Origin of the sequence: Colwellia psychrerythraea (assembly GCF_000764185.1) — a bacterium.
Taxonomy (GTDB): Bacteria; Pseudomonadota; Gammaproteobacteria; order Enterobacterales; family Alteromonadaceae; genus Colwellia; species Colwellia psychrerythraea_B.
This window is the reverse complement of sequence record NZ_JQEC01000016.1, coordinates 74,412-86,543: the sequence shown is the minus strand read 5'-3', so window position 1 is coordinate 86,543 and position 12,132 is coordinate 74,412. Positions and strand designations below refer to the sequence as shown.

Below are 12,132 nucleotides of genomic sequence, written 5' to 3'. Positions count from 1 at the left end.
ATCTATAAAAATAATGCGCAGGACATTAGTCAAAATGACTCTTGTAATAAGCGTGAATTAACAATGATGGAGTTGATGTCAGATGAGAAAGAATAAAAAGATTGCCTTGAGTGCTATCGCCTTATCAGTTTTAACCGTGACTAGTGTTGCTAGTAACGCAGCGAGTCAAGCTAAGCTTAATAAAGCAGAAAAAGTTACTACAGTTAACCAATCAACAACGCTAAGTTTTGCCCAGTGGCAAGCACAGAAAAAACTTCAACGTAATGATTATACCGATAGATTAATTATTACTTTTAAAGATAAGAAACAAGGTAAGACTGTTCCACCAGGCTTAGCTAAAAAAATAGGTCTAAATTTAAAACATGTGAAAGTTTTAAAAAATAACAGCCACGTAATATCTTTAGATAAAATGCATGCAGTGAAAGATGTAGAAAAATTCATTGAAAAACTACGTAAACATCCGTCTGTTGAATCGATAGAACCCGATTATCAACGTTTTCTATTTTCGCAGAATCAGCCTTGGGGCATATCTAAGACACAATCGGATCAATTAACTGATACAGATGCGGCTAACATGACAGTTTGTATTATTGACTCAGGTTATGAGCAAACAAATCCAGACTTAAATGCCAACAATGCTTCAGGCACGAATAACTCTGGTACAGGTAACTGGTATCAGAATGGCGGCTCTCACGGCACACATGTAGCAGGTACAATTGCTGGCGTAAATAACAGCGAAGGTATCGTTGGTATTTTACCAAGCACTAATGTGAACCTACATATTGTTAAGGTATTTAACGAAAGTGGTTGGGGATACTCGGGCGACTTATCTGACGCAGTGGATACTTGTGTAAATAACGGCGCTAAAGTTATCAATATGAGTTTAGGTGGTTCAGGTTCTAGTAATACTGAAAAAAATGCTCTACAAGCTGCTGCTGATACTGGTGTATTATTAATCGCAGCTTCAGGTAATGACGGCAATACAACTATGTCTTACCCTGCTTCTTATGACTCGGTAATGGCTGTTGGCGCTTTAGACAGTAACAACCAACACGCTGAATTTTCTCAATATACTAGTCAAGTTGAAATTTCAGCACCAGGCGAAGCTATATTATCTACCGTTGCTGGTGATGGTCGTTTAGGTTTTGTCACAGTTGGTGCAATTACATACGGTAATGACAGTGTGGTTCCGCAAACCCATTATATTCAAAGTGGTGGCAACTATGTGGTTAGTAATGTTAATGGTAGTGCCAATGGCGTATTAGCAAGCTGTACTATTTCTGGTAGCAGTTATAACTGTACTAATGTTAATGGCAATATTTGTTTAGCTGAACGTAATGATAACCAAAAAGGTAGTAATTATCCTGAAATCAACCCCGCTAAAGCATGTGCTGATGCTGGTGCCTCTGCGGTAATTGTTTATAGTGACAGTACGCGCCCGGGTTTACAAAATCCTTTCCTTGTCGATGCCAATACTGACGTAACCGTGCCTACGGTGTCTGTTAGTCGTGTTTTAGGTCTGCAACTAATGTCTCAATTAGGCACTGACGCTAGCTTAACGGTCAATGGCTCGCAAGATTATGCTTATTACAATGGTACTTCAATGGCAACGCCACACGTTACCGGTGTTGCTGCATTAGTGTGGAGCAATAACCCGAACTGTACCGCAGACGATGTCAGAAGTGCCTTGAAAAATACCGCGATTGACTTAGATGTAGCAGGTCGTGATGACAAAACAGGTTTTGGTTTAGTGCAAGCAAAAGCCGCCTCTGATGCTTTAGCAGCTAGCTGTGGTGATACTACATCGCCACCATCAACAGGTAATACGCTTGAAAATGGCGTAGCTAAAGCTAACCTAAGCTCAAGTACTGAACTTAGCTTTACTATGGAAGTTCCTGCTGGCGCTACTGAGTTAAACTTTGATATGGCTGGTGGTACGGGAGATGCTGATCTTTACGTTAAATTTGGTTCAGCACCAACAAGCAGCAGTTATGATTGTCGTCCATACAAAGGTGGCAATGCTGAAAGTTGTCCAATCGCTAGTGTTCAAGCGGGCACTTACTTTGTTAAAGTAGTTGCTTACTCCACCTTTAGTGGTGTTAGCTTAACGGGTAGCTTTACCGAACCTAGTACCGGTGGTGGTGTTACAGGTGGCAGTGCATCAGTAACAGATATAAGCGTTGCTCGTCGTGCTTGGACATACTACACCATTGATGTACCAGCAGGTATGGCTACGTTAGACTTTGCTATGAGCGGTGGTAGTGGTGATGCCGATATGTATATTAGACGGGGTTCTCAACCGACTTCTGCTACTTATGACTGTCGTCCATATGAGAGTGGTAACACTGAGAGTTGTTCATTTACCAACCCGGCAGCGGATACTTGGCACATAGGTGTATATGGTTACTCGGCAGCAAGCGGTGTTAACTTAGATGTAACCTACAATCCTTAGAAAAATAATTGACTAGTTATAATTAGTCACGAGTAAATAGAACATAAAACCCGATACAGGTAACTTGCATCGGGTTTTTTATATTTGGCTGTATATTATTATTTCCAGAAAGCCTCAAGTAAAATTATTAATAACAAATACAGGCTATTAGTTTGTATTGTAATATCTTGTTACACTCTGTTACATTATGGTACCAAAATGAAGCATGTCAATTTTTTGGAAGTATTGTGACAGGTATAGCAGTTAAAACAGCAGCTATACCAGCAGTATTACAAGAAGATTCAACTTAGTTGTTCGGTTTTATTTTTAATAGTTTTTAAGATGGAAAACGACAATATTTCAACTTTCTATTTATTTAATTAAGTAAGTTGTTTTAAAGGTCTTATATGGAGTAGAAATAATGTTAAATACGATTATAAAAAAGGTAGTTTTACTTACCTTATTAGTGATTTCAGTGAGTGGATATGCCAAGGATTTTGATGATATATTTGAGCGATCACAATATCAAAATGCAAAAATATCACCTGATGGTAAACACTTAGCGGTGTCTATGTTTAGACAAGGTGAAATGCTTATTGTTTTTTTAGACAGTGAAACACTAGAGACGGTTGCCGCTTCAAGGTTACCTAATAAACAAGAGATTGGCCGATTTTACTGGGTAAATAATGAGCGGGTGGTGATAAGTCTGGTAAGGCGCGACCCATGGCTCGAACAGCCGGTATTCTATGGTGAATTATATGCACTAAATATTGATGGCTCACGAGGTAAAATGATTTATGGCTATCGCTCAGGAGCGAGAAAATCAGCAATGAGCCGAGTTAAAAAACAAGAGTCAACTTATGGCTGGGGGGAGATTATTGATATCTTACCTGAAGATAAGAAACACATTTTGATTAGCTCAACCCCTATGAGCAATACCGGTGAAAGGGTAGCGAACGTTTTAAAATTGAATGTTTACACTGGCATTACTAAAAAGAAAGTTGCGCAATCTCCAGTACCTTTTTCACAGTTTTTAACAGACAGCGACGGCAAGTTAAAGTTGGTGGTTGGCACAGACAGAAATGATGATGCACAAGTTTATCTTAAACAAGATGCAGGCTGGAAAAAAATCCCTTCGGGTAGCGTAGGTGCAAAGGTGAATCCTTTGTTTATTAATGCCTCAGGCACACATTTATACACCATTGATGATTATAACCAAGACACTAAAGGTATATTCAAACTAAACCTTGAGAGTTATGAATATAAGTCGGTATATACTGATAAAAAGGTCAATGTTAGTGATGTTGAAATGACCACGGATGAACGCTCTGCTTATGCTATTCGAGTTGATGATGGCTACCCCGCTTATTTGATTTTAAATAAGAAGCTTGAAGAAGCAAAAGTCTTTAAAGATTTGCTAAAACAGTTCCCTTATAGCGCCGTTAACATTACTAGTAAAACAGATGATGGCCAGTATTATGTGGTGATGGTTTCATCTGATATTGATCCAGGTAGCTTGTATTTACTTGATAGAAAAAATAATGATTTGAAACGATTATTTCAATTTAAACCTAAGTTTAAAAACTCAGACTTTGCCCAAATTGAGCCAATTAAGTTTGAAGCATCCGACGGCTCTATGCTAAATGGTTTTTTTACTCAGGCAAAAGCAAAAGAAAAAAATAAACTCGCACCTACGGTTGTTTTGGTTCATGGCGGCCCACATGGCGTGAGGGATTACTGGGGTTTTTCTACGAACGTTCAATACTTAGTCTCTCATGGTTATTCAGTTTTACAAGTTAATTACCGTGGCTCTGGTGGTTTTGGCGCTAACTATGAAAAATCGGGACATAAAGCGTGGGGCAGCCTTGTTCAGCAGGATATATTGAATGGTTACCAATGGTTAGTTAAAAATAAAAAAGCCGCTGATAATAATGTATGTATTATGGGAGGAAGTTTTGGTGCCTACTCAGCTGTACAAAGTGCAGCCTTGTATCCAGAGATATATAAATGCGCCATCGCTAATGCTGGTATATATGATTTAGAGTTAATGTTTGAAGAGGGCGATGTTCAACAGAGGCGTTCAGGTATGAGTTATTTAAAACGCGTATTAGGGACTGATGAAGAACAATTAAAAAATATGTCGCCTGTTAACTACGTTAACAAAATACAGGTGCCAATTTTGCTAGCACACGGCGAAGAAGATAAGCGTGCACCTTTTGAGCACGCAGAGCGCTTAAGGGAAGCCCTTGATGAAGAGAAAAAACCTTATGAGTGGTTTGTCATTGGTAATGAAGCGCATGGTTTTTATAACCCTGAGAATCAAAAGGCTTATATGAGAAAAGTTGTGAGTTTCTTAGATAAACATCTCATTTAAATACCTTGGTGAAGTAAAACATTCGAATTAATGAGCTCTGCGCTTTTTAATTCGAAAATGCATCTTAAGTGATGCAAGGTAAGTAACCTGAACTCTGGGTAAGCAGCATTTGCTCAATATTCCCCTTTATCCTATTCTCAGCGTTAAAACGTCGATAAATAACCCGTTATTCAAAAACGTTTTGCCTTGATAATCGAATAAATTGAAACATTGATAGCGTATATCGCTATTTAATCCGATAAATTTTATTGTTAATAACCGTCAGCTGTTGCTTTACTTAAACAGCAAGCACTCATTATCCAGAGTTCAGGTTAAGTAACAAGATTAAAACAACTAAAACCAGCATTAGCTGGTTTTTTTGTGGCTGAAATAATTAACTAATCTAAAAGCTTTTATCGATACAGTTTATTAGTCGCTTCTGCTACCTTAGCATTGACAATAAACTATTGCACAGCTTAAGGATATTCCGCCATGACAGATAACGCATCTAGTGAAGATACAACACAAGAAATTACGCCAGAAACTACACAGGAAGTAACACGAGAAACCCCCGCACAGCAACTCAAGTTAGCTTTGATTAAAAATACTAAAGTGGTTGGTATTGTGATGATAATTATTGGTCTGCTAGCTATTTTGGTGCCTAACTTTATTGGTTTGGCTTTTAATACTTTTGTTGGTGGGATTTTCTTATTAGCATCAATAGCACTAGCTTTTAATGCTTGGCATAACAAGACACAGAACATGTCGTTATGGTTTAGGCCTTTTGTATTAGCTGCGTTAGCGCTAATTATCTTTACTCATCCAGCCATCATACTTGGCGTGTTAGGTTTATTAATTGCTATTTATTTTTTAATTAGTGGTTTTAGCTCAATGGTACTCGCCTTTGAACTGCAATCATCAGCTAAAATATTCAGCCTGTTAAACGGCGCTATATCCTTTGTTCTGGGCGTGGTTGTACTTACTAGCTGGCCATTTTCAAGTGCTTGGATTATTGGTCTTATCATTGGTGTTAGCTTTATGTTTGATGGTATTGCCTTGTTAACTATTGCTAATCAAGTCAATAAAACCCAAGAGAAGTTGATTAACTAACTCTAATTCTAGCTATTTTAACTAAGCAAAAACCAGCAAGTGTGCTGGTTTTTGCTAATTACAATCTCTGCTTTAGTTGTAGTCGCTAACATTAAAACAAGTTGTTTAATGCTTTATGTAGGCAAAACTTACAAGGTTATCACAGAACATATTATTACCGCTTTAGTGGTAACTTTCTTGTATCAAATATCAGGAACGTTTTCAAAAACAAATTTTGAGTTACGTTTACTCTTATACCAGCCCTTTTTACTTTTTCCTTTACTTGAAGCCCATTGCAAAATATCAGGGTAGCCGTTCGATAGATCTACACGCTCCTTAGTGTGATGCCATTTGGATGGGACAAGCATGGCCCAAGGTAAATTTCCCTCCGTTTGATAATATCTATCTTGGCTTTTATCTGAGTCATCTTGTCCTCGGCCAAATTTTCTTCTGGAGGCCTTTTTTGAGGGGAAATAGCCAGGGAAGTGCACTTCGATATGCTCACCAGTATCCAAAACTCTCGAAATGAAACTATTGTATGGCGCAGTCCCCAAGGTTTGAGAAGATATTGGATAATTGAAGTTAATGGTTAGGGTATAAAGGTTGCCATTAATCTTAGGGCTACCGGAAAAAGTATTAGACATCTTGTATCCTGATGGTGGTGGTAAGGCATCTTCTATTTTATCTATGATGATAAATAGGGATTGATTACCATCTGCTACTGGTGTTAGTTCTGTTGTTACGCCTTTTAACTTCATGGTTACTTGGCCAATATTGCTAGTTGGCGTGTTAATCATTAATCGTAAGGAGTTATCATATATAGCACCGCGAGCTGTAGGTAATATTTTAAACACAATGCGGCTAACTAAACCGTTTACTTTATTTTCTTCAACGTTGTAATCAAACACGGCATCATTAAAGTCATAGTCGCCTTTTATTGGCCATTCATCTTCAAATGCCATGGTGCCAAATTGAGAGTCTGCCGGGGAGTATGAGGTGCTGGTGGTCTCTATAACCGGTGTATCGCTACTATCCAAAGGTAAGGTTTCATAAATGTTTACTTCGTTACCATCACTAAAGCCGTCATTATCACTATCGGCATTATGGGGGTCGGTATTAAATAGGTTAAGCTCTTCATTATCTGTTAAGCCATCGCCGTCACTATCTGCGAGCGTTGGGTCAGTATTGGTTTCCAATAGCTCTTGCTGATCGGTTAAACCATCATTATCCGAATCAACTAAAGAGGGCTCTGTTTTAGTCACCATTACTTCTTCAAAGTCACTTGAACCATCGCCATCGGTATCAACCAAAATAGGATCTGAATTATAAAGAACCACTTCGTCCAGGTCAGATAAACCATCATTATCGCTATCTACTACCAGCGGATTTGATTGATAAATCATTACTTCTTCTTTATCGGTTAAGCCATCACCATCGCTATCACTTAGGTTTGGATCAGTACCTAAAATATTAATTTCATCCCAATCATTTAAATCATCTTTGTCACTATCTATTTCTGTTGAGTCATAGGCTAGCTGAGTTTGTATTTCGGTTAGTGCTTGCTCTCTTCCTGATGAACTAGTGTCACGATTTAGATAATAAAGATAGCTAACACCTTCTGTGCCGTTTGCCACACTTTTGTTATGTGCACCAATGACTATATAGTCCTGTGCAATAGCAATAGCATGGCCAAAATTATCTTGTTGTATGGCATCATCAGCCTCAAACTTAAATACCTCAGTCCAAACATCATTTATATTTTGAAATAAATAAGTTGAGCCCCTAGAACTATTGTTACTTTCTGCGCCAATAAGTAGGTGATCTGCTGAGATAGCAACACTAGAGCCAAAGTTATCGCCTTGTTGAGCATCACTTGCTAGTAGTTTTGCTTGGCTGCTCCATAATTTACCAGTTCTTTTATAAACATAGACAGCACCACTTTTTTTATGCTTTTTTATTAAAGGGTTATTTTCAGACTTTGCCCCTATAATCGCGTAGTCTTTTGAAATTGCTACACTGGTGGCAAAGTTAGCGCTTTTAGTAATATCGCCACCTTTTAAGCTAGCTTGTAGACTCCAAAGATCATCTTCACGTCTATAAATATATCCAGTACCTTCATGAGCACGACCATGATCATCGTCCCCTATGATGAGGTACTCACCGGCTAACATCAGTGAAGCGCCAAAATTAGCACTTTTAAAAGATGAAATTGGTGTGATAACTATATCTTCAACCCAGCCAGAAGTTGTACTTTTAAAAATATGCACAGCACCGGAATTATTTGCTGAAAATCCAGGTGAGCCAATTGCTATATAGTTTTCCGAGATACTAATCGTGCTAGCGAACTTATCATTAGAGGATGAGTTTACACTGATTAATTCAGCTTGCTGTAACCATGTATCACCTTGACGTTGATAAACATAGGCAACACCATGTTTCCCATTTTGTTTTTTTTCTGCGCTGATAACGAGTAATTCACCAGATATTGAAACAGCATTACCAAACAGTTGCACTGAGCCGATTTCAGTATTTGGGCTAAGACAAGTTAACAGACTCCAGTTTTCACTTGAACGTTGGTAGAGACATGCTTGTCCTAGATCGCCAGCTGAACCAGGAGCACCAATAACCGCAATATCACCTGAAATAGCGACGGATGAACCTAGTTTCCTATACTCTGCAGGAGTTAAATCTAGTGTTATAGCTTGTAGTAAGGGATCTGCATTGGCAGCATGAATTGATAAGAAAATTAGTATACTAATTATTGCCATTTTCATATTGATTACTCCTGAAACGTATGAGTAAGTAAGTCATTGCTATTAATTGTGATCGTAACTGACTTTGAAAAGTCATCATTTCTAACCACAATTAACGAGCTCAGTGCGGTGGCTGCTGTCAGCATGCTTTTATAGCTATTTCCTTGATTGATTGTGCCTTGTTCTAATAAATTTATCGGAGAATTTGAGCTGTCATCTATGGTTGAATAAATTGAAATTTTTTCTTGAAACTGTGTTGTTAAGAAATGCAAATTTACAGTTACCATTCTTTGCATTTCAAAGTCAAAACTGCCTTCCATTGTGACGCTGCTAAGGGATTCTGTTGCTTCTAGCTCTATTAAATTTTGGGCTTCAATGTTGGTTGTCATGCTGTTTTCAGAGGGAACGTTTTGAGTTTGTGAAACCATATCTTCTTCTTCACCACAGGCACAAAGTAGCGGTGTTAAAATGAAAAGAAGGACAAATATTCGATTATATTGAGATGAAATCATCTTTATTCCTCAAATTAAACTTCGATATATAAACTTGCGTCATTCAACCTTTATTTTTTGAACGAAGGCTGAAAGTAATACTATTAATTTAATATAACTAACTGAGCAAAGCGCATACCACAATATAAAGAATCACTATTGTAGTTAATAACAATCACTTACCATGAAAAAAATGACAAGACATTATTTTGTTTCTTTAATCACCAGTATTATGTCGTAAATTTTTCAATATGCTTTGCATTTTACGAATTACATTATCAGGAAAGTTACTGTGTTATCGATAGCTCTATTTTTGTTACTAAATAGGCTGACTTAGGGGGTCATCATAAAAAGGAGTTATTGGTTTAAATGCAGTAGAATGATCATTGAACTCTAACAATCATCCACTTTACATTGGTGTTAAGTATCATTGACTTTCAATTTCAACAGCACCTTCAAAAGCTAAGTAGTGGCGTTTTTGGTTATCCATATTATAAGTTAATACATTGAATGACCAATGTTATATGGATATACCTACAGATTTTATAGCTTTTCCCTCCCCCCATATTTGCCTACTACTATAACAATTCATTATTTTCATTATTTACATTATAAATAGTTAGTTGCTGGATAAAAAATAAGCACTATTCTATTGTCATTCAACTGGTCCAACGTCCGATCAGTTAACAAGCGAATAACAAAGTAATAACAAAGTAATGACGAAAATATGACGATATAACAATAATTATAAAAAAATGATGGAGATAATATGAATATAATAAAGATCTCAGCTGCCTTTGTAGCCCTGTGTTTAGCGTTTTACTCAACTACCACATATAGCAAAGCATATAAGATAGTGCTTATCCATGGTTTTCAACCGCAACAATTAATATCCGATGGTGATGTCAGCCAAAGCGGCCAAAAATACTGGTCAGGTTATTGGGATAACCTTAGTGATGCGCGTATTGACTGGCCTTCATATGAGCGAATAGAAGGCAAAATAGCAACAGATTATGTTTGGCCAAAACTAAAAGAATTTTCTGAAAGTAACTTTTGCTCACCAGGCTGTATTTTTGTCACTCACTCTACCGGAGATTTAGTCGCTCGTTATATTATCGAGAACCAAGAAACTTGGTTAGGAAATGCAGGTTTAGCGCCACTTAATATTGTTGCTACTTTTGATATTGCTGGTGCTGGCGGTGGTAGTGAGCTTGCTGATTTAGCGGTAAGTGTTGCCCAAGGCACAGAAAGTTGGACCTTTATTATTGAGGCTGTTTTAGAGGCGTGGCTGGGTGGCGATCTTAGTGATGAAATGGGGGTACTGCATGATTTAAAAGTGAATAATGCCAGACAACTAGCACCATTACCTGATGCAAGAATTCCTCGTTTACGTTTTATTGGTGATTCAAGCGAATATTTAGGGGTAACTAGCCCATTTATTCATGGCCATGATGATGGTGTTGTAGGCAGTCATTCCTCTTGTGGTGGTAATCGTCAAGGAAGCTTTGGTAGTTGTAGTGCTCAAATAGCTTTCAACGGTAAAATCTCTAACCAAAACAACGCTGTTTCAGGATTTATGCCATATCACTATCCTATGCTTATGGGAGAAGATTATAGTCATGGTTCACTTCTTGAGCCTGAGCAAGAAGGTAAGGTTACGGCGGCAAGTAACCAGAAGAACCTATTGTCTGGTGAGAGTGTTCATTTTGATACCTATACTGAAACTTCCGGCTGGTGGCTTTGGAAAAGCAATTACCTGTATGTGCAAAATTCAAATAACGACAGTATGTCGACGCTAATTTATGACGCGATTCCTAACTAAAAAAATATGAATAGCCGTTAACCTTTTATGCAAATAACCTGAGTTCAGGTTAAATGATAAAAGGTTAACAGCTGATAAATAAGGAAAGTAAATGAGTTATGAAAAATCAAAAAATTTTGATACGAATAGTGACCATGAGCATTGTTGTTGTCAGTGTTTGGCTTTTTTGGCCATCGATGTCACAGCAACTACAAATAACGGTTAATGAGCCTCTTATAAAAACCCCACAGATAGAAGTAAGCAAATTGCCAGCTGCAGGCGTTAGCAAAAATACCTTGTCGGTAGTAGCAGAAAAAATCACTTCAAATGACTCGGCAACACTAGTCGCTAAAGCGTATGCCGCAGAATTAAACTTTCCAAGATATTCACAACCGCTGACGGATAAAGATTTTGACCGTTTGCAGCCAAACCATTTCAATCCACAATCAATTCCTATTGACGATGAAGGTACTCAAGTCACAGCGGCATTATCAAAATATCGTTATATCTACCCTGAGCAGGTTTTTGCAACGCTTACCGGAGAAGATATTGTTAGTGCAGAGCTTCAATTGGTCGACACTAATACTGGTAATGTATTATTAACCAGTAAATTTGAGCAGGGTGATAATAACTGGTATGCACAATTCGACGGTGAACGAGACTTGCCAAGGCAACTACAAGCGACAGTTAAGGCACGTATTAATGGTAAGAATATTACTATTGCTCTGGCACTTAAATATGTTGATTCAATTGCTACCTTAGAAGGATTTGGCTCAGTATTTAATCGAGATGCAGATATGGTGTTACCGGCTAACTTAATCACAAGAGAAAAAGGTCTCTATCGAATTAGGGCAAATTTATTTGATGCTAACAATCAACCCATCGCGCACTTAGTAAGCAAAGAAAAACTCAATAAGGGTAGCAGTCATATAAATTTAAAGGCTCATCAATCAGTATTACAAGGAAAGCAGGCACCATTTTATTTATCTACTTTCTCAATTGAGTTAATGTCACCAGCACCAGGGAAGCCAACAAGGTATGGTAATAGTGAGGTTAAGAAATATGAAATTAAAGATTTTGCGGTATCTAGTTTGAACGATATACCATATCAGCCTTCAGAGCAGGAACAACAACGACTGTTACTATTGCAGAATATGGCGGAAGGAAGTTAGATAAAAACAATAGCGGATATTTAAAAACTAAGTTTGGTACTT

General features: G+C 37.7%; 7 protein-coding genes. 5 read left to right on the top strand and 2 right to left on the bottom strand.

Annotated features, from left to right (window positions below):
- Positions 1-82 precede the first annotated feature (82 nt).
- From GAB14E_RS14565 to GAB14E_RS14575, 3 genes are all read left to right on the top strand, one after another.
- Positions 83-2,452, top strand: coding sequence for a S8 family serine peptidase (locus tag GAB14E_RS14565; RefSeq protein WP_033081764.1), 2,370 nt, complete (start codon positions 83-85; stop codon positions 2,450-2,452).
- Positions 2,453-2,852: 400 nt separating this feature from the next.
- Positions 2,853-4,805, top strand: a complete 1,953-nt coding sequence (locus GAB14E_RS14570) for an alpha/beta hydrolase family protein (protein ID WP_052093596.1) — start codon at positions 2,853-2,855, stop codon at positions 4,803-4,805.
- A 471-nt stretch (positions 4,806-5,276) separates the two neighbouring features.
- Positions 5,277-5,894, top strand: coding sequence for an HdeD family acid-resistance protein (locus GAB14E_RS14575; protein WP_052093595.1), 618 nt, complete (start codon positions 5,277-5,279; stop codon positions 5,892-5,894).
- 182 nt (positions 5,895-6,076) lie between these two features.
- On the opposite strand, the gene GAB14E_RS14580 is transcribed toward GAB14E_RS14575, so the two are convergent.
- Complete coding sequence (locus tag GAB14E_RS14580; RefSeq protein WP_052093594.1) at positions 6,077-8,647, bottom strand: LruC domain-containing protein; 2,571 nt, start codon at positions 8,645-8,647, stop codon at positions 6,077-6,079.
- 5 nt (positions 8,648-8,652) lie between these two features.
- Positions 8,653-9,138 carry a hypothetical protein gene (locus GAB14E_RS14585; protein WP_033081763.1) on the bottom strand — a complete coding sequence of 162 codons (486 nt, stop codon included), beginning with the start codon at positions 9,136-9,138 and terminating at the stop codon, positions 8,653-8,655.
- Between the two features lie 748 nt (positions 9,139-9,886).
- On the opposite strand from GAB14E_RS14585, the gene GAB14E_RS14590 reads away from it, so the two are divergent.
- The gene (locus GAB14E_RS14590) at positions 9,887-10,939 is read left to right on the top strand and encodes a hypothetical protein (protein WP_033081762.1); all 1,053 of its coding nucleotides are present in this window, start codon (positions 9,887-9,889) and stop codon (positions 10,937-10,939) included.
- Between the two features lie 98 nt (positions 10,940-11,037).
- A complete protein-coding gene (locus GAB14E_RS14595; protein WP_052093593.1) occupies positions 11,038-12,090 on the top strand; it encodes a hypothetical protein in 1,053 nt (350 codons plus the stop codon).
- Positions 12,091-12,132 lie beyond the last annotated feature (42 nt).